Raw genomic sequence first — 17,959 nt, 5'->3', positions numbered from 1 at the left:
GAAAAATAAAAAGGCCGGATGATCCGGCCTTTTCTTTTTGTGCTAATGTTGTTTCCAAAATTATTGCGGTGGAGAAAGTACCCCGGCAATCACATGTACTCGGCCGTTTGAGTTTGTAGCAGCATCCGGTACAACAATCTCAGCATTGAAGCCACTTCCAGTAGCAGGATTGAAATCACTGTTGCTGTCGATGAAAATACCAACTCCTACCTGCTTGTTAGCTGAATTGTAGTAAAAATACAATGGGTTATAATTGACTCCGTCCTTGGTCAAAGCACTATTATATTTTTTCCCTGTCGTAGAAGCAGTTGCATCTGTCAATGCCGCTGGAGTCACATCTGAAAGAACCACATGATTAGCAATAATTCCATACCATTGTTGGCCTGTAAACGTATTGGCAGTAATCTGTCCTGCAGTAAAAGTTTCATTGGTTGGCGCAAAAACTGTGTGAACAGTGCCTCCAGCCAGAATAGATGTAAGAGTAGGTAATTCATTTGCAGCTGCATACACATCAGCAAGGGTAATTCCTGCCGCCAAAGTGCTGAAAGGAGCACCGAGCAGCAAAGTTCCGGCGTTAGTACCCAAAATTGGTGTCAGCGAAGCACCCACAGAAGGTGGAATCAGCACTGTAGCTACCAAATGCACGACACCATTGGTCGCCTTCAGATCCGCCGATACGATCTCAATAGCCTGATTAGTCGAGCCCGTTTTCAGCGTACCATCGGCATTCACAACAATTGCCTCTGTTTCTGCTGTTGTTACTGAGGTTCCCGCAGTCAAATCGGCTTTCAGCTTGGTGCCGGACACAACATGGTAAGACAATACACCTTTTACAATTTCAGGGTTAATGTCTGTGATGTCTTTTGGGAACCCTGGCGTAGCAAGAAGGCTTTTGAAAGCGGTGTTACTTGGCGCAAAAAGCGTGTACTCAGTAGAGCCGCCCAGCAACTCAATCAGATCAGGATATACGCCTAAATATTTGACAAGGGAGTCAAGTGACTCTTCTTCATCGGCTCCAGAGGCCTGCTTGTATTTATCAGAGCTAATCAGCTCTACAATGTCCATTGTTGGCTTCGCTTCTTCATCATCGCCACCGCAACCGGTGAAAACAAGGAGACCAAGCGCCATGGCTGGCAGGCTAAATATCTTCGCCCATTTAAGAATGTTCATTTTCATAACGTGTAGTTTTTTGGTTCAAATCGAGATCGAAATATAGCAAGATTATTCAAACAAACGTTTGAAATGTGATAAAATAGTATGCATGACGAGTAGTTGACTAATGCATTTAGTGTATAACCTCCGTTACAACCATTTGTTTACGGACAAGGTGACTTGAGGGTGTAAAAACGGATCGGCAGGAAGGCCAATCCAATTTCCTCAAAAGTAAGTATTCCGCTGGGGCCGCTAATTCCCTATCTTGAGCAGAAACTAACACTAATCATTATGTCAACTATCAAGCTTTACGCCAAAAAGGATGACTTCACATCGCTGCCCCCCAAGTCAACTGCTATCTCTGTTACGGAAACTGCGGCAGTAATCCCAGCTTACGACATCCATGAGTACAACCTGGCCGGGCTGTCCATTTACGGCTTTTCTTATCAGGTAAACTGTGTCGATTCCAACTTAGCCCTCGCTTCAATGACCATCCCTGCCTACTTTGAAGAGGCTCGTGTTGTCAACGGAAAACGAGTGGACATGCACGGTCTCTTCCTTGTGAACATGGGGGACAGCGCCGGTTACCTGAAAGAATTTTTCGAAGATAAGCGAATATTTGGGCCGTTTGGTTGCCCAAAACGAGTGCTGGCAAAAGCAGGCAATGGGACGGGTGTATCCAAAGAATACTTTACTTTTAATAACATGCGCTTCTATCCATTCATACTACCCGACTTCACAGTTGGCTACTACGTATGCGACGGTGCTGTACCTCCCCGGGGTGGGGAACCAAGGGGTGCCTGGCGCCCCTACTCACCGGATGAAGACGGCGTGGCGCTTGATGCCCCCGTTACTTACGACCCTACGCTTGGACTATACATCACCAGAGCTGCACATATAGAACCACGGCTCTGAGACCTTGCTCAGCTATTGCCCCTGACAAACAAGCCCTGACCAAAAATGCGGATGAGCCATAAGCTCGTCCGCCTCTTTCAGGTATTTTCGTTTGGCAAGTGAAAGGCTTGAAGCGGCACTTTTCCCCTGACTTAGCCCTTCATAAAAACTCCCAACCAAAGTGGAAGTAGTGCCATCGGAAAGGTTCCACAAAGACGCTACGACGTTGGCTACACCAGCCTGTTTAAATGCCCTGGCCAGGCTGTACGTGCCTTCTCCTTCCACCACGGGCCCAAAGGCCGACTGACAGGCCGTGAGCACTACCGTATGTGCTTTCACAGGCAAGGGTGCAATCTCGTAGCCATACAGGGCATCCTGATCAAGGCCTGTGGGAGAATAGCAGTCAATCTTATTCTCCAATTTATCAGCCAAACTGGACGATGCATGTAAACCCAGGTGGAGAATATCGCCTCCCGAAACCAAATCCTCCAGCAATCTTTCCCTGGTCACTTCCTCATTTGTTCTCAACTGAACATCACTCCCTGAAAACACTTTACCGAGCAATGCGACTTCCCGCTTTGTGCCGGGCAGTGCATCAAGCTCACCCAGTGGTTTTGTAAACGAATAGGCAACAACCTCATCTGTAGGAAGTCCTTTTTTACCTTGATTAAGAGCATAAATTTGCAAGCTCGGCGCATAATTCACCTCACAGGTCTTGATCAGATAGGGTGCATCCCGAAATGAAACCGCCACCTCCTTTGCGAGCACTTCAAATGGAAGATAAGCCAACGCACCGTCGGGAATGACCAGAAGAGACTTTTGGATATTGCCCAGCGGCCTTAATAACTTGTTGTACAACAGTGCCGAGGATTCCATAAAGGCTTCTTTTGCTGCCCCACCCTGTCGATTGGGCAGCTTCGCCAGTTGCGTTTCCAACACATTAAGAGCTGTCGTAAAAGGCGCATCCACCTCAACTCGCTCAAATCGGCCCTCGCCGCCGTAACTTAAGGCATACACATAGTCGTCATTCACAAAATACTGCACAAAGGTGGCTTCACGGGCGTCGGCCATGTCGGCATAATGAGTGTAAGAATCCGGGTTTATCTGATATTTGGCTTTGTAGTAGTTCGGGTATTTGTCCTGCATGTCGGCATAGTAGTCGTCGGCCTTTCTTAGCAGTGCAGTCATTTCCCTTGAATCGTAAGCGTAGCTCCTCTTCATGGCGGCTATCTGGGCTTTCAGTTGAAGCTCCGTTGTCCTGAATTCCTCCGGTACTTCCGAAAAATATTCCTGGTTCCTGGCAAGCAAGTCCTGGTAGGTAATCAGTCCTTTGCTCCTTTCCATGTACATATGTGCCTGGTTCAGGTAAGCTGTGTCTTGCGTAAGCTGGTGCAAATGAAAGCTCGCCTCAATAGCCCCGGAATAAACCATCCGGCCAATGCGCAAAAACATCAGCAGCGCATCCTCTTCAACAGCCCTGATTTGTTGGAACATCAGCGAATCGATCAACTGATATATTTCAAATGATCGCCTTAGGCTCTCCTGATCAGAAGACCTGTCTTTATAGCGTTTCAACTCGATTTCCGCCAGTTGCTGATAGTTCACGAAATTAAAACCCCGGTTGGAGACTTCGGGCGATATCACAACCTCCCAGGAGAAAGGGGCATTTTTGTAGGGTGAAAAGTAGACGATGCCTGCAAAAATATTCTTCTCCGCTTTGTCATACTGTCCTAATTGCCGGTACAAGTATGACAGCACCCAAAACGCCTCTGTTGTTTGAACAATATCAGGAAGCTTTTGTCTGGAAAAATGTGCCACAGCCCTCTCATAGGCATCGATACTTGCCTGAGCATCTCCCCTTAGAAAGTGATAAAAGCCGTACAAACGGTCGGTGCTAATCCAGGCATTGCTTGCAAAGTGCGCAGGCAAACTTTCCAGACGCATCATTTGGAGGAGGAACAAAGAGTCGTTATTCACGATCATTTCATGAAGCGCTCTTTCCCTCAAAAGCTTGGCCAGGCTAGCGGTGTCTGCTTGCAATTGGACTTTTTCGTCCGCCAACTGATAGTAGTAAGTGGCCGAATCGAATTTCTCCATTCGTCGCATCAGTGTTGCCTTCAGAATCAGCAACTCATGAAGATCTTTGTTGTGAGGCTTTTGTCTTAAGCCATCTTCTGTGTAGCCAAGGGCTGCTACAAAATCCCTATTGGTAATGGCCACTTCCGAAAGTTGCACGAGAAGTCGTGGAATATGGGGCGACAGCACTTCAAAATCGCCAGCCATATCCAGCGCTCTTTTGTAATAGAAATAAGATGAATCAGTTTCGCCGTGCACCATCTGATGACACCAGGCAAGCTGCTCCAACATGGCAAAATACTCGAAAGTCTCCTTTTTATCGTCAGACCGAAGTAATGCACCGGCTTGGTAAAAGCTCTTGAGGCCAGAGCGGCCATTTCTGGTTTCAAAAATGCCTTGGAGGAGGCTTTCTGATACTCTTTGACTTACAGTGATGGCAAGTGGCAAACGCCCCGGGGAAAGTACGCTAAGCGTGTCATTCCACAAGAAACGGCATAGTTCCCCGTTGATGGAAGCATACACTTTTTCTTCCGGCCCTAATACTTTTGCCAGGCTATCGTACAGTTCATAAGCTTGCTGGTATTCTCCTGCATTTCTTTCTTGATCTGCTAACGAAACGGATGGCGACAAACTGTGGGTTGCCGATAGATTATGGTCAAGATCTCTGTTTTCCTTAGGGCCGCAAGCTGCCATAAGAGTAAAGACCAGCACCGCCAAAGCTTGCTTGCAAAGCAGGCTCAACAAGCTCTTTTTTGCCAAAAAAATAAATACATTGAGCACACCTGTAATGGGCCTGCCGCCGGTGTCCTTCATAGAACCGATCCTCTGAGTTGTTTAGTTGGGTATAATAGCGCAGTTGCTACCGGAAAGTAAAGTTTACTCATCGTGAAAGCAAAAGGTGCCATTGGAAATTGTGAAACAACACCGTTTGCCGCAGATAAAAACGTGTTTAAAAAATGCTTACCTTCCAATAGCAAAAAACAAGCGTATGCTTCATGCCCGAAGAACATTCATTAAGAAATCTGTAGCTGCTTCGTTGGCCGGAATGCTGCCGCTTGATCAATTCGTTCTATCTATGCCCCTTCAAAACACATCTTACGCCGACTACCAGGCTTCTCAGCGCAAAAAACTACTCGGGCTGTTGGGAGACTTGCCCACCCGGCATGCGCCCAAGCCTCCACAACTAATTCGAAAAGAAAAGCACAACGGCTTTACGCTGGAACACCTGGAGTTCGATTTCAATGGACAGGAAAAAGTGCCTGGCATCCTACTTGTGCCGGACAACCTGAAAGGCAAGGCGCCCTGTATGCTCTACTGCCATGCCCACTTTGGCACTTATGAAGTAGGGAAAGAGGAATTGCTTAACGGCCGAACTGTGATGCCGGCCTATGCAGAAGTATATGCACAAAAGGGCATCATGACCCTGGCCGTCGACAGTTGGTGCTTTGGCGAAAGGAACCGATTGAAAAATGGAGCGTTTGGCGAAGCCGACACTTTCAAGGAAATGCTATGGAAAGGGCAAACACTTTTTGGTATGATGCTGTGGGACGAAATGAAAGCCCTCGACTACCTGCTGGCCCGGCCGGAAGCCGACACCAGCCGGGTGGGCGTGTTCGGGCTCTCGATGGGGGCCACCAAAGCCTGGTGGCTGGCGGCGCTCGATACCCGCATCACTACCTGCCTCGACCTTTGCTGCCTCACCGACTTTGACGAGCTGATGAAAATCGGCAATCTCAGTGGCCATGGTATCTACTATTATGTGCCTTCAATACTCAAACATTTTTCTGCCAGCACCATTAACGAGCTGATAGTTCCCCGGCCCCACCTCAGCTTGAATGGACGGTTGGATTTGCTGACGCCGCCTGCCGGTGTGGAGAAAATCAGAGACTATCTGCTGGCGCTGTACAAGCAACATGGCCGGGAAGAAGATTGCCTCATCGAGCTGTTCGACTGCCCGCATGAAGAGCTGCCTGAGATGCGAAAGCTGGTGGTAGGATGGCTGGATAAGTATTTGGTGAAGGGGTGAAAGTTCACAAAATGTGAACTATTTCATTTATCTTTACTGTTGCAGATATGAGGGTTCACCTAATCAAGAAACGGACAATTGAAAACTACGCAGCTGTTCACTCGCAGTTCAGATCTAGTTTTACAAATTGGCTGGAAAAGTTAAAGTTTGCCGATTGGAATGAACCAGGAGACATTAAGAGCACATTCAATACAGCAGATTTGTTAGGCAATGGCAGTTGCAGAGTAATATTTGATATAGTCGGCAACAATTGCAGGATGATATGCAAATATGCTTTTGGAAGTAGCACAACCCACCTGTTTGTATGCTGGATTGGCACTCATGCCGAATATGACAAGCTCTGCAAAAGCAATTTACAATACACTGTTAGCAGCTTTTAACGATATGGAAACTTTAAAATACACGGTAATCAAGAGTGACGGCCAGTACAATAAATACTGTGCACAACTAGAAGATCTTCTGGATTCAAATCAAAATGCCAATGTTGCCGACGAGATAGATTTACTCACACTGTTGATAGAAAAGTATGACGAAGAGAACAACACCTTTGATGATAGTGACCCGGTAAGCCTCCTTCGCTCCTTCATGGAAGAACACGAAATGAAATCAAAAGACCTTGTTGATCTTTTGGGTATAAGTAAAGGCTATGTCTCTGATATTTTAAACTATAAAAAAGGGATGTCGAAAGAAGTGATCCGCAAGCTCTCTACTCATTTCAAAGTAATGCAAGAGGCTTTTAACCGGCCCTATCCTTTGTTCGACGCAAAGGCAAGTGTGCAAAAGCGTGCCAGCCTCGCCAACTAATCCTCCTCCCTGAATTCCAAAATATCCCCCGGCTGGCATTCCAGTATTTTACAAATAGCTTCCAGCGTAGAAAATCGCACTGCTTTGGCCTTCCCTGTCTTCAGTATCGACAGGTTGGCTTCGGTGATGCCCAGCCTGTCGGCCAGGTCTTTGGAACGGATCTTCCGCTTCGCCATCATTACATCAAGGTTGACTATAATCGGCATCAGATAGTGAGTTCGTTTTCCTGCTGAATTTCCTGCCCCTGTTCAAAGGCTACGCCCAGCACCATGATGATGAGGCCCATTAGAAACACGGTAAAGTCAAAAGACGAGTCTGAAACAACCTTTAGCCCATCAAACAGGTAATTGTATTCAAGCCACCATACCATGGCCTTCGCCACCAGCCAATTGGCAAATGGGCCAATAACAATCAGCAAACCGAGCAATTTCACTCTTTGTATATTCTCCTTATTGAACGAGTTGCTTCTTCTCACGTCGTTGATAATGCTTTTGAAAACAAAGAGCACATAGGTCAGGTATCCAACAGACAAATACACAATCGAAAGTAGTAGTGCTTTCAAGCCTCCGTCAATGGGTTGGCTTAATTTCATAGTGTCTACCCTGATTTTGAACGATTCGGGAATGCTGTTTGCCAGGGTTTCGCCAAGGCTTTTGTGTAATACGTCCGACTGCACCCTGAGATGGGGTTCGCTCATCTCGTAATACCTGCCTTCCTTCATAGTCACGAGAGAAACAGTGCCTACAGCCACGCCCAGCCACAGCGACAATATAAGGAAGGTGATGACACCCTGAGCGATATTGAGTTTTTTCATATCATCAATTTTACAACTACAAGCTATTTAAGAATTGAACAGAACCGTCTCGAAAGTGCTCTTCCTAAATTGTCAGTTCGTTTTCCTCCTGTATTTTTTGGCCCTGCTCGAAGGCTACGCCCAGCACCACAATCAACAACCCAAGTATGAACACCGGCCAGCCCAGACTGGCGTCTGTTTCCAGGGTCATTCCTTCGAAATGAAATCGATTATCGATCCAAAACGAGAAAAAGACATTGAGTATCCACTCGCCCAAAGGAGCCAGCACAACCAGCGTGCCGATAAGCTTCACTCTCTTGCTACTGCTCAGGTTGAACGGTGTGCCCTTCATCACATCATGAATGATTGTTGCTATGAGCCAGAGTATCCAGAGCATATAGCCCGACACCATGAACATCATTGCGATCACAATCAACCTTAGATTGAGATGTACCGGTAGTCGCATTTCCAGTGTTTCCACAGAAAGTAACATGGGTTTATCCGGAACAGGCAACTGTGTTCTCAACACTTCCTGTAATTGATCCGATTTGATTACCCAATGCGGCTGTTCGATCTCGATAAACACACCTTCCTTCATCGACGCAAAGAAGATGGTAACGAACACCATCCCTAAAATCAGCAAGCCCATACTGGCTTTAATAATGATGCGAATGATACGAAGCTTATTCATGTTATGCGGAAAATAATTATTGATAAACAATAATAATATACCTTTTATTAATATCAAAAAATATTGAAGAAATTCATTCTTCGCCAAATGTGGTGTAAGGGATTCAAATGAACAACTGCATTCCGGGGAAACAAAAAAAGGCCTGCCCCAAAGAGCAGACCTGAAACCATAAATCGAGTAAAAACCAGTTTCTACTTAAACAGCACCGGCGCAAACTGCGACAGGTAAATACGCCAGTTGGTCCAGGTGTGGCCTCCAGTGCTTTCTACATACTTGTATTTGAAACCATGCTCGTCGAGCGTGTTTCTTAGGTTGACTACGCTGTCGTACAGAAAGTCGTCTTTACCGCAGGCAATCCAGTATACTTTCGGATTGGCCTTTTTCAGTGCGTCAATGTCTTTGCCCCTGCCTTCACCGTTGTTGGGCAGTCCGAAAGGGCTATCCTTCACAAAGCCCATGCTCATCACGCAGATGTAATCGAACATGTCAGGATTGTCGAACGTGGTGTTGAGGGTTTGCCAGCCACCCATACTGAGGCCAGACAAAGCACGGTTTTCTTTACCTTTTTTCACCCTGTAATGGCTTTCGATGTACGGAACCACATCTTTCACCAGGCTCTCCTCAAATTTCTTATTGGCCATACCGAAAGGCCCCGGAACCTCCTGGCCCGGAAGTTTGGCTGGTGCTTCAATGCTGGCCGCTGTTTGATCGGGGTTGCCATTGGTCATTACCACAATCATGGGCTTGGCCTGGCCGGAGTTGATCAGGTTGTCCATGATCGCCGGAGTCAGACCCAGCTCTGTCCAGGCATCCTCGTCGCCACCGCCGCCATGCAGCAGGTAGAAGACAGGATAGGTCTCTTTGCTGTTGTTCTCGTATCCCGGTGGGGTATACACATACATGCGGCGGGTGAGGCCAAGTGTTGGCGACTCGTACCACACCTTGCTCACCATGCCTTTGGCACCGTGCTTGGGTTCGTACAGGTCGGATCCTTTGCCCCTGATCATAAAGAAGCTGATGTTGCGCACGCCGTCCCGCTTTACGAGGGCATTGGAGGCATCGAGGGTGTACACGCCATCGACCGTGAAGCTGTAGCCATACAGCTCAGCCTCCAGCGGGCCGACAGTAACCGCCCACAGTCCGGTATCTCCTTTGACAAGGGGCTCGGTTTTGCCCTGCCCCATCCAATCACCCGACAGGGTAATCTCGTTGGCATTGGGTGCATACACCCTGAAAGTTATTTTATTGTCGGCATGTATTTCCGGCGACACCACCGGATTGCGGCGAAATTGCGCTGAGGCAGTATTGGCCAGGCTCACCGTGACCCCAAGCACCAGCAGAAAGCCAAGGGCCCTCCTATTCAGTAAGTGTTTCTTCATTGGTATGTAGTTTAAGTGTGGGAGGGTTGCTCCCGTTACTTAAAGGTAGTGGTTTCATTGTGTCGATACAACACAATTTGTTTACGGAGTTGCAAATAATTAATTGTGATCAACACTGGCAGCTTTTGGAGCAATTTGCCGAGATTATGTTGCAAAAGTGTTACAGGTCCTGTGATGCTAGTTCCTGGCAAGAATAATCATTGATAAACAACCAGATTATGCCTCAAAAGGCTCGCAGTGAATTCGCTATCTATTATGGATTGGGCTGTATCCTGATAGCCATTGGAGGCATCGGAGTTAGTGGCTATTGGGGCTATCAAATCGCCACTAACCAGGCCGACTTTTCCTGGGGCATCCTGGCCATGCTGCTTGCGATGATCGCTACGACCGAATCTTTGGGCTGGGTACTTATTCGGAGGGGAGATGGTGGGTAATTTGTGCTGTGATAAACTCGGGGATAAAATCGAAATAATTACCATTCAATTACAATACTCGGAAATAAATCCATAAGCTCCATCTGCACCGAGTTCTCCAGCCCTGCTCAAATCTAAACAACCCTCATTGTCCTGCCCGATCTTTACTTTCGCATACCCCCTAATGTGGTAGGCGTGTGCATATTTGTCTGACAAAAGAATAGCATCATCGCAATCTCGAATCGCTCCTTGATAGTCCGACAAACTAGTTTTTGCAAGCGCTCTCGACACTAGCGATTCGGGCAAGGATTTTCCAAAAAACGGATAAACAGAGTTATGTTTTTGTAAGAAGCTAATATATTTTGAATAGTCGATAATTGCACCTCTATTGTCTTTCAAAATCATTTTTGCTTCCGCTCTTTCTATATAATAGAAAATCCGAGTCGAGTCTAATTCAATCGCACGTGTAAAATCCTGTATCGCTCCAATTGCGTCGTTTAGTGCCTCTCTTAATACTCCTCGCTGAAAAAATAAATCTGCGTCAGAATCAATCTCAATAATCTTTTCATAATTTATTAAAACCTCGTCAAAATCCTCCAATTGTCGATAAACTCCGGCCTTACCGTAGTAGGCACGAAGACCAGTTGGATTCAAAGCAATTGCACTGTCATAATAAAGAATTGCCTGGCTAAAATTATCCTCTAAGTTATGATTACTTGCTAACTCACAGTAATTGTCATAGCGTGTTAATTCTTGCCCCACTGCTTGGACGGCACACAAGAGCAAAATGGTCAAAATCTTTAGTTTTCCTTTCATTCAAAAATTTGGTTTTCTGCTTTTTATGTCAAAAAAGTAAATTATCCCCAACCCACTTAAAGAGACTATTAGGCTTAAGAAAAAGGTCTTTCCTTCCTCCAATCTACAATTTTAGGTGTTATATTCATTTTATTCCCAACTCCCGCAAGTTTAGCTCTTGTGTAACTTTTGGGTTGTTGAGTTAAGCTTTCAGCTTACAATCTCAAATTATTGAATAAAAATTATAGGCAAAAGCCACTCGAACCGGCGCAAGCTTACTCCTATTCTATACTATTTGCCACCTCATTGGCTTTAACAGCCTTTACTTGACTTGTGTTGAGGGTTTCAACACTTCGGGTTTTGCCCATCAGCGTGAAAAATTCAACTTCATACCCTTTCTTGTTATCATGAATCATTACGACCGTACCAATATCACCTTTCACCAGGCCACGCTCCGGCAAATCTTCGGTCAAAACTACTCTGTCAAAATTCTCTATCATCGCTAAAAAGGATATGCAGTGACTAATTTAAGAAAATCAGTTTCCTTTTCCTTGAACCAAACACTTGATTCCTCTCCCTGGTCTGTCCCCCGACAGACCTGCACCTGCATTCGTTTCTTTTACACCCCTTCAGAGAACAGGACATGGGCGCCGATGTAACCGTTGTCGCAGAGAAAAAATGTTACCCCTCACCTATCAATAATTCCCCAACTATCTACCATATTCACACCGAAATTTGATCAACTGTTCCTCACTTCTAACCTGAACCTTGTCATGAGAACTTTTCTCACTAAAATCGCAGCAGCGGCCATTACATCAATTGTCTCGCTTTCAGCAGTCAATGCCCAAATGATCATGGAAATTGATCCTTCCCTGAGTGCCAAAGCACAGCCTCAGCAAGTCAAGTATAAAGGAATGAAAGCAGTCCCCTATTACTACTTCGATGAATACAAAATCGTCTATGCCAAGGCTGGCTGGCTTACCACCAACAGCAGAAGCAATATACAGGGCACGATTTCTTCTTCAAGCCAACAGCTAGCTTTCACCATGATCAACGGGGTCGGTGACACGGCCATCGTTAACATGTCGAAAGACGGACTGGTACAAAGCTCACAAAACTCCTGGTTCCCGAACATTACCATGTCGCAGGGTTCGCAGAATGTAACAGCACTCATCACCTCCAGTGCTGACACGCTCACCTGGGGACTGGCGGCTTCGGTAGCCAATGGTGTTTTTACCGGCGCTATCAAAACCGATACGGAGGAATACAAGCTGGTGCCTGTGAAGCGAATGGACAATGGCAGAGTAGCTCCTTTCACCCTCTGGGTAGGCTTCGCTATCTACAGGGGAGACGTTGAAATTGGTGCCGTGCAGGCTACTCCCAAGCGAAATATCTGGATATCGTCTGATTTGCCAGCTGATCAAAAGCTTAAGATGGCTGCATTCTGCCTTGCCATGATCATTGAGGAGCAGAATGAATGGCTGGTGAACTAGCAGTAACAATGAGAGGCTCCCGGGCTGAAATTCTCCTATTTAAATAGTGGCTTTTAGTCGAGGCCACTCCCTCCGCAGATTCCTGCCAATTTGCGGTGTAGTGTTGGGCTGTCTGGGGACAGCCCAAGGGGGTAGAAGATACTGATATTGTCTCCAATCATACTGTGTACAGACTATCCCCTTATTATTCAAAATTTTCCCTGAACTTGCGTAACTTTGACGCATTAAACACTAAACATAGTATGAAACGTTATTTCACCTTAGGCTTTGTCATTTTACTGGCGCTGGTCATCGGCTTTACGGCCTGTAGCACCAAAACCAGCTCAACTGAAGAAACTGCCGACTCAATCGCCACTGTACAGGCTGAGCCCACCTCTTTCGGAGGCCTGGCACTCTACACCGTGCGTGATTCTATGGCCACCGACCCCAAGGCCACTCTGCAAGCCGTCGCCGATGCCGGTTACGCCTATGTAGAAGCTGCCAATTATGAAGAAGGCAAGTTCTACGGCATGGCACCAGCCGATTTCAAAGCTTACCTTGCCAACCTTGGTTTGACAGCAAAAAGCGCTCACATGGGCATGGTGACGATGGAAAATGCAGACCAGCTGATCGCCGACTGCAAAGCCGCTGGCATTGAATACTTCGTGATTCCTGTTCCGCCTATGGGTATGTTTACTTTCAACAGAGAAACCATGACAATGGGTATGAAAGGCACACCTGCTGACATAGCAGAGATCCTGAATACCCTTGGAGAAAAATGTAAGGCAGCAGGCCTGAAGCTGTTGTACCACAACCACAACTTTGAGTTTATGCCAGGAGAAGATGGCACTGTGCTGATCGACTACCTGCTGGAAAATTGCAACGCCGACGTTGTGAACTTCCAAATGGACCTGTTCTGGGTAGCCAAAGCAGGTGCTGACCCGCTTGCTTACTTCGAGAAGTATCCAGGGCGTTTCAAAGCATGGCACGTAAAGGACATGAATGCTGAAGGCAATTTTGCTCCTGTAGGCACAGGAAGCATCGACTTTAAGAAAATACTGGCCGCCAAAGCTCAGTCAGGTATGGAGTTCTACATGGTGGAGCAAGATGCCACCTTCGGTCTGCCTCCCTTTGAGGCTATTAACATCAGCCACAAAGGCCTGGCTGAAATCGGATTCAAATAAAACATGACCAGCTCAGCGTCCTCTTCGAGAGACGCTGAGTGAAAGCCAAATATCAGAAGCGAAAAGCCAGCCGCAAGGTTGGCTTTTCTATTTACCCGAATGCATCCTTAAAAGAGCCTTACCCAATGAACATCTACAAACAAATTGAAGCCGAAATACTTGCCTCTTCTTCTATCGTTATCACCTCCCACAAATCTGCCGATGGCGACTCAGTAGGCTGTTCGCTGGGGCTATTGCACTTTATAGAAAAGCTGGGCAAAAAGGCTACGATTTGCCATCCTGATGCGGCGCCCGACTTTTTATATTGGCTGGACACCTCTCCTATTGTGCTCATGAGCGACGAGCCGGAGAAGGTAACAAATGCCTTTGAAAAATCTGATCTAATCTTTTGTTTAGACTACAATAGCACTGATCGGGTAGGCTCTGACATGCAAATACTGCTGGAGTCCGCTAATTGCCAAAAGATCATGATTGATCACCATCTAAACCCGCAAGGGTTTCCTACAATTACTGTATCGGAGACCTCTGCTTCTTCTACCTCACAATTGATCGTGGAACTGATCGAGCAATCAGGACATGGCGACTTACTCGATGAAAAAATAGGCACTCCGATGTACCTCGGCATTCTGACAGATACGGGAAGTTTTCGGTTTTCGTCCGTACAGCCCCGCACCCATGAAATACTGGCAAAACTATTGGCCGCAGGCGTGCAACATCACCTGGTACATGAGATGCTCAGCGACAACAATACAGCGAGCCGGTTGCGCCTGCAAGGATATGCCATGGCTGAAAAACTGGAAATCATGGAAGACTATCAAGTCTCTGTCATTTCTTTATCAAAAGAAGAGCTTGAGAAATACCATTATAAAAAAGGAGACACAGACAGCCTGGCCAACCTTGCCTTATCTATCAAAGGCATGAAAGCCGCTATTGTATTTACCGAGCGTGATGGGATCATGAAGATATCGTTTCGGTCTAAAGGGAAGGAAAACCCTGTCAACGTAATGGCTTCCGAGCATTTCAATGGCGGTGGCCATGCCAACGCCGCCGGCGGAATGAGTGAGTTGTCGGTTGATGAAACGCTGGCTAAAATCAAAGATTTGATTCCCGGGTATTTCTCACTGGCTCATTAGGTCAACCACAATGGATTCGGAGAGGTTGGCTATTCTGCTGGGCTAATAATCCTCATTGTTACTCCAGCAACAATCCATCGGCTTTTGCTTTTTGCACGGGCTTCAGATGATGGATGGTGTTTTGAAGCTTGCCTTTGAGTTCGTTGCCCTGCACGTCAGTCACCGCATAGGTAATAGTCATGATGTCGACCGGCTTGATCTCCTCCAGGAAAAGTTTGACCGTCTTGCCATCCCTACTTAGCTGCACACCCTGAATAGGCAAGGTTTGCATGTTGTATCGTTTTGAACCGTACTTTCTGCTTCTGACGATGTCCCAGGTTTGCACTTCATAATTGGTCGGCTGCATCGCCTTGTTGCGGTCCATTTCGCTGGCAAAGCTGAGCCTTACTCCATCGTCTTCCACTGCCAGCGCCACAGGAACCGATAGCGGTGCTCCGGTGTAGCGAACCCTGTAGAATTCCCCTCCTCTCATCATCTGCGAAGTGCCCCACGCCGACATGCCACAAGCATACAACTGTCCATCTTCAGAATTAAAGCGCCCTCTCATCACTCCACTCAAAAACTTTACACCCGGCAGGTCGATCACCCCCGCCTGTCGCTGCCCATCCACCTTTTCGGTTAGCACAAGCTGAATTTTCCCATAACCATAAGAAAAGCTGAGCAGGCTGCCGTCGAGCGCCCCCCACTTCTTGCTATCTACCCATAGTAGCTCCGACGGCGACCGGTCAAATTCCATATCTATCCAAACCATTGGAGGCTCCATACCTGCACGACTACTATCTTTTGGGGGATTATAGCCCCACATATTGCCATAGAATTTACCTTTTCCTTCAATCCAGTTCACCCGGTTCATCGGATTCCAATACCCCTGTTGATCGGTGACAATAAAGCTGCCATCGGGATTGATACATACGCCGTTAGCAGCCCTAAACCCTGTGGCAATGATCTCAGTTTTGGATCCATCTTTACTCACTTTCAGTAAGGTGCCATGCTGGGGAATAAGTGATTCCCGGGCATGGCGACCACTCTTGGCATAGTATAAATTCCCTTCCTTATCAGCCTGAAGCCCCATGGCAAACTCATGGAAGTGATCAGTGACCTGATGGTCATGATTAAAGCTTTCATAAAAGTCGGTTTCTTCGTCGCCATTCAAATCCCTAAGCAGAACAAGCTGGTCACGGCAGGTAACGTAAATCTTCTCCTCCAGCACTTTGATGCCAAGCGGCTGAAACAGTCCTGATGCGATCCTTTTCCAAACAAGGGCCCCCTTCTTATCCAGAAGGCCAGTGACTTTCCACACGTCGCCATCGGTAGTACACAAAACGGCCACGTCAGGGTCCCGCATAAAATCAATGCCGCTAAACTTCATTCTCGACTTCCAGAGATTGTCGAAAGGAGGTGTCATATTATCTACCGCAAATTGGCCCTCCTCTCTGCCTTTTGTTACGGTTGTGCGTATCACTTGCGAATAGTGCGCCGGACCTCCGTGGGTGTATTGATCCAATGATTCCGGTGGGCTAGCACTGGCTACATAATCGCCAAGTGCTTTGCTTCCAGTGCCTGCAATAAAAAGCTTGATTTTAGACAGAGTGCCAGGAGCCACGTTGAGGATCACATAACCATCTTCCTCCGCCAGTGAAGCGCCGTTTCCCGACATGGCAACAGCAGTTCCGGCTACGGCCACCCTCAGCTTAAGTGCCTGTTTGGAAGGACTCATGTTCAAGGTTCTGATAAAGATCGTCTGCTCGTCATGCTGTTCCACACCAAGGCTTTCCAGAATATCCGCATTACCAACCGAATAGGAGATCACCACTTTGTCTTCAAAATAATAGAGCCCCTTGTAGTTGGCCCATTTTTTCGGTAGCGGCCCAAATTGCCTCCCATCCCTCGCTGTAAAACGGGGATCTTCAAAAGAGCCAGTCGCCGGATTCGCCCAACCCGGCCCAACCGGTGTTTCAAAGTGGAGTTTCCCAATGGTTCTGGGATAGGTCTCGTGTCGGTCATTCAACAGGATGCCATTCCAGTCAATGAACTCTTCACCTGTCCATCCGCCTGCAACACGCATCACATCGTGGTCAAAAATCATCCAACTGTTGCCCTTCGACACTCCCCCAGCTCCTTCGTCGAGCCTGATCGCAATGCCCTTGTAGGCAAAATTGTTTTTGCTGTAGTCTTCATCGGGAAACGGCGACGGTCCCGGCGAGTGATACCTGGGAACAGCGGTTTTTTCATCTGCCAATTCATAGGTGTTGATGAAAAAATTACCATAATCCATATCGGACCAGGGATGATAAGGCATAGCGGCCGGCCCTCTCGATGTACCCTTTGGTAGACCGGCCAGGTAGCCAGGAGTCACCTTGAAGTACTGATCAGTATTGTTATTTTTTACGAACTCCTCCCTGATGTATGAAATGACATCATACTTTTCCTGTGGTGTGAGTATGAGCTGTGCTGGCATCGCCCCATAGCCCCTGGTGATCGTTTGATACATGGAAAAAGGATCAAACCCTGCCTTAAAAGGCTGCGCCCAAAACTGCAGCGACATAGGGATTGATCCCTCCACATCCTTGTTACCGTGACAATTGATACAATTCGCATTATAGACCCTTCCTCCACGGACATATCCCTCCCTGCTGAAGTCTTCTATTAACCCGGCATGATCGATATTGGACTCCGCATCTGCCACATCGCTTTCAGATAACACGTAGTCTACTTTGGCAGGTTCGTAAGCCCTGGTAGGTTCGGACTGCCTTGTTGCAGTAATCGGGTATTCTTTCTGGTCGAGTGTAACGACGCCTGAAAAACGATCTCCCTCAAATTCCCCGGTTACGGTCGCCTGATCTTCCTGCCACATCAGGATGTTACCCGTTATTCGTTGCCCATCTACCTGCAAATTCCCGATGTCCATCGTGCCGAGATCAAAAGACCTCATCACTCCCTTGTAAGTATCGCCTGCCTGATTCAACTGCAACGTTCCTGTAAGTTCCTCGTCCCCAAACGAAATAGTGAAATCCCATGTACCTGTAAGGGGGTGAGTGCTGCAACTGACAAAACACATCGCTGCTATCACCAGCAGCATCAAATGGGAACGAATCTGTTTCATGACTAAAGTATTGAGGTCAAATGGAAGGATTAATGATCAAACAC

The 17,959-nt window shown here is 47.1% G+C and carries 17 protein-coding genes; 8 read left to right on the top strand and 9 right to left on the bottom strand.

Annotation, left to right across the window (positions count from 1 at the left end; all coding sequences use genetic code 11):
- Positions 1-60 precede the first annotated feature (60 nt).
- Entirely contained in the window at positions 61-1,176 is a 1,116-nt protein-coding gene (locus RIF36_RS10565) for a fasciclin domain-containing protein (protein WP_152000203.1), read from the bottom strand.
- Between the two features lie 267 nt (positions 1,177-1,443).
- Between RIF36_RS10565 and RIF36_RS10560 the strand changes: the two genes are divergently transcribed.
- On the top strand, positions 1,444-2,067 hold the full coding sequence (locus tag RIF36_RS10560; RefSeq protein WP_350128831.1) for a hypothetical protein: 624 nt from the start codon (positions 1,444-1,446) through the stop codon (positions 2,065-2,067).
- A 12-nt stretch (positions 2,068-2,079) separates the two neighbouring features.
- Here RIF36_RS10560 and RIF36_RS10555 read toward each other — a convergent pair whose 3' ends face one another.
- Complete coding sequence (locus RIF36_RS10555) at positions 2,080-4,935, bottom strand: CHAT domain-containing protein (RefSeq protein WP_350128834.1); 2,856 nt, start codon at positions 4,933-4,935, stop codon at positions 2,080-2,082.
- 175 nt (positions 4,936-5,110) lie between these two features.
- Between RIF36_RS10555 and RIF36_RS10550 the strand changes: the two genes are divergently transcribed.
- The 3 genes from RIF36_RS10550 to RIF36_RS10540 are packed head-to-tail and all read left to right on the top strand — an operon-like array spanning position 5,111 to position 6,952.
- Positions 5,111-6,148, top strand: a complete 1,038-nt coding sequence (locus RIF36_RS10550) for a dienelactone hydrolase family protein (RefSeq protein WP_350128837.1) — start codon at positions 5,111-5,113, stop codon at positions 6,146-6,148.
- A 47-nt stretch (positions 6,149-6,195) separates the two neighbouring features.
- Positions 6,196-6,528 carry a type II toxin-antitoxin system HigB family toxin gene (locus RIF36_RS10545; RefSeq protein WP_350128840.1) on the top strand — a complete coding sequence of 111 codons (333 nt, stop codon included), beginning with the start codon at positions 6,196-6,198 and terminating at the stop codon, positions 6,526-6,528.
- A gap of 4 nt (positions 6,529-6,532) precedes the next feature.
- Positions 6,533-6,952 carry a helix-turn-helix domain-containing protein gene (locus tag RIF36_RS10540; protein ID WP_350128843.1) on the top strand — a complete coding sequence of 140 codons (420 nt, stop codon included), beginning with the start codon at positions 6,533-6,535 and terminating at the stop codon, positions 6,950-6,952.
- Here RIF36_RS10540 and RIF36_RS10535 read toward each other — a convergent pair.
- From RIF36_RS10535 to RIF36_RS10520, 4 genes are all read right to left on the bottom strand, one after another.
- Positions 6,949-7,158, bottom strand: a complete 210-nt coding sequence (locus RIF36_RS10535; protein WP_350097874.1) for a helix-turn-helix domain-containing protein — start codon at positions 7,156-7,158, stop codon at positions 6,949-6,951. The two genes, RIF36_RS10540 and RIF36_RS10535, sit on opposite strands and share 4 nt — an antisense overlap.
- The gene (locus RIF36_RS10530) at positions 7,158-7,766 is read right to left on the bottom strand and encodes a DUF2975 domain-containing protein (protein WP_350128845.1); all 609 of its coding nucleotides are present in this window, start codon (positions 7,764-7,766) and stop codon (positions 7,158-7,160) included. The genes RIF36_RS10535 and RIF36_RS10530 overlap by 1 nt, the downstream gene beginning before the upstream one ends.
- Before the next feature lie 64 nt (positions 7,767-7,830).
- Complete coding sequence (locus RIF36_RS10525; RefSeq protein ID WP_350075287.1) at positions 7,831-8,436, bottom strand: DUF2975 domain-containing protein; 606 nt, start codon at positions 8,434-8,436, stop codon at positions 7,831-7,833.
- A 191-nt stretch (positions 8,437-8,627) separates the two neighbouring features.
- Positions 8,628-9,815, bottom strand: a complete 1,188-nt coding sequence (locus RIF36_RS10520; RefSeq protein WP_350128848.1) for an esterase — start codon at positions 9,813-9,815, stop codon at positions 8,628-8,630.
- Positions 9,816-10,033: 218 nt separating this feature from the next.
- Between RIF36_RS10520 and RIF36_RS10515 the strand changes: the two genes are divergently transcribed.
- Positions 10,034-10,249, top strand: a complete 216-nt coding sequence (locus RIF36_RS10515; RefSeq protein WP_350128851.1) for a hypothetical protein — start codon at positions 10,034-10,036, stop codon at positions 10,247-10,249.
- Between the two features lie 45 nt (positions 10,250-10,294).
- On the opposite strand, the gene RIF36_RS10510 is transcribed toward RIF36_RS10515, so the two are convergent.
- Positions 10,295-11,044 (bottom strand): tetratricopeptide repeat protein, encoded by a 750-nt coding sequence (locus RIF36_RS10510; protein WP_350128854.1) that lies wholly within the window; start codon positions 11,042-11,044, stop codon positions 10,295-10,297.
- 260 nt (positions 11,045-11,304) lie between these two features.
- A complete protein-coding gene (locus tag RIF36_RS10505; RefSeq protein WP_350128856.1) occupies positions 11,305-11,523 on the bottom strand; it encodes a DUF4926 domain-containing protein in 219 nt (72 codons plus the stop codon).
- Between the two features lie 273 nt (positions 11,524-11,796).
- Between RIF36_RS10505 and RIF36_RS10500 the strand changes: the two genes are divergently transcribed.
- The 3 genes from RIF36_RS10500 to RIF36_RS10490 all read left to right on the top strand — a co-directional run bounded on the left by RIF36_RS10500 (position 11,797) and on the right by RIF36_RS10490 (position 14,812).
- Positions 11,797-12,516 (top strand): hypothetical protein, encoded by a 720-nt coding sequence (locus RIF36_RS10500; protein ID WP_350128859.1) that lies wholly within the window; start codon positions 11,797-11,799, stop codon positions 12,514-12,516.
- Between the two features lie 242 nt (positions 12,517-12,758).
- The gene (locus RIF36_RS10495; RefSeq protein ID WP_350128862.1) at positions 12,759-13,679 is read left to right on the top strand and encodes a sugar phosphate isomerase/epimerase family protein; all 921 of its coding nucleotides are present in this window, start codon (positions 12,759-12,761) and stop codon (positions 13,677-13,679) included.
- Positions 13,680-13,804: 125 nt separating this feature from the next.
- A complete protein-coding gene (locus RIF36_RS10490; RefSeq protein WP_350128865.1) occupies positions 13,805-14,812 on the top strand; it encodes a DHH family phosphoesterase in 1,008 nt (335 codons plus the stop codon).
- A 58-nt stretch (positions 14,813-14,870) separates the two neighbouring features.
- On the opposite strand, the gene RIF36_RS10485 is transcribed toward RIF36_RS10490, so the two are convergent.
- Complete coding sequence (locus tag RIF36_RS10485) at positions 14,871-17,915, bottom strand: DUF6797 domain-containing protein (RefSeq protein WP_350128868.1); 3,045 nt, start codon at positions 17,913-17,915, stop codon at positions 14,871-14,873.
- Between the last annotated feature and the right edge of the window lie 44 nt (positions 17,916-17,959).

Origin of the sequence: Imperialibacter sp., from assembly GCF_040222815.1 — a bacterium.
Taxonomy (GTDB): domain Bacteria; phylum Bacteroidota; class Bacteroidia; order Cytophagales; family Cyclobacteriaceae; genus Imperialibacter.
Note: the sequence above shows the minus strand (reverse complement) of the source record. Positions and strands in the feature narration are given on the sequence as shown.

Excerpts from the sequence above, each read along its gene's own strand:
- RIF36_RS10505 (WP_350128856.1), bottom strand. The coding sequence starts at position 11,523 with ATGATAGAGAATTTTGACAGAGTAGTTTTGACCGAAGATTTGCCGGAG.
- RIF36_RS10540 (WP_350128843.1), top strand. The coding sequence starts at position 6,533 with ATGGAAACTTTAAAATACACGGTAATCAAGAGTGACGGCCAGTACAAT.
- RIF36_RS10520 (WP_350128848.1), bottom strand. The coding sequence starts at position 9,815 with ATGAAGAAACACTTACTGAATAGGAGGGCCCTTGGCTTTCTGCTGGTG.
- RIF36_RS10530 (WP_350128845.1), bottom strand. The coding sequence starts at position 7,766 with ATGAAAAAACTCAATATCGCTCAGGGTGTCATCACCTTCCTTATATTG.
- RIF36_RS10555 (WP_350128834.1), bottom strand. The coding sequence starts at position 4,935 with ATGAAGGACACCGGCGGCAGGCCCATTACAGGTGTGCTCAATGTATTT.
- RIF36_RS10550 (WP_350128837.1), top strand. The coding sequence starts at position 5,111 with ATGCTTCATGCCCGAAGAACATTCATTAAGAAATCTGTAGCTGCTTCG.
- RIF36_RS10495 (WP_350128862.1), top strand. The coding sequence starts at position 12,759 with ATGAAACGTTATTTCACCTTAGGCTTTGTCATTTTACTGGCGCTGGTC.
- RIF36_RS10545 (WP_350128840.1), top strand. The coding sequence starts at position 6,196 with ATGAGGGTTCACCTAATCAAGAAACGGACAATTGAAAACTACGCAGCT.
- RIF36_RS10560 (WP_350128831.1), top strand. The coding sequence starts at position 1,444 with ATGTCAACTATCAAGCTTTACGCCAAAAAGGATGACTTCACATCGCTG.
- RIF36_RS10525 (WP_350075287.1), bottom strand. The coding sequence starts at position 8,436 with ATGAATAAGCTTCGTATCATTCGCATCATTATTAAAGCCAGTATGGGC.
- RIF36_RS10490 (WP_350128865.1), top strand. The coding sequence starts at position 13,805 with ATGAACATCTACAAACAAATTGAAGCCGAAATACTTGCCTCTTCTTCT.
- RIF36_RS10535 (WP_350097874.1), bottom strand. The coding sequence starts at position 7,158 with ATGCCGATTATAGTCAACCTTGATGTAATGATGGCGAAGCGGAAGATC.
- RIF36_RS10510 (WP_350128854.1), bottom strand. The coding sequence starts at position 11,044 with ATGAAAGGAAAACTAAAGATTTTGACCATTTTGCTCTTGTGTGCCGTC.
- RIF36_RS10565 (WP_152000203.1), bottom strand. The coding sequence starts at position 1,176 with ATGAAAATGAACATTCTTAAATGGGCGAAGATATTTAGCCTGCCAGCC.
- RIF36_RS10500 (WP_350128859.1), top strand. The coding sequence starts at position 11,797 with ATGAGAACTTTTCTCACTAAAATCGCAGCAGCGGCCATTACATCAATT.
- RIF36_RS10485 (WP_350128868.1), bottom strand. The coding sequence starts at position 17,915 with ATGAAACAGATTCGTTCCCATTTGATGCTGCTGGTGATAGCAGCGATG.
- RIF36_RS10515 (WP_350128851.1), top strand. The coding sequence starts at position 10,034 with ATGCCTCAAAAGGCTCGCAGTGAATTCGCTATCTATTATGGATTGGGC.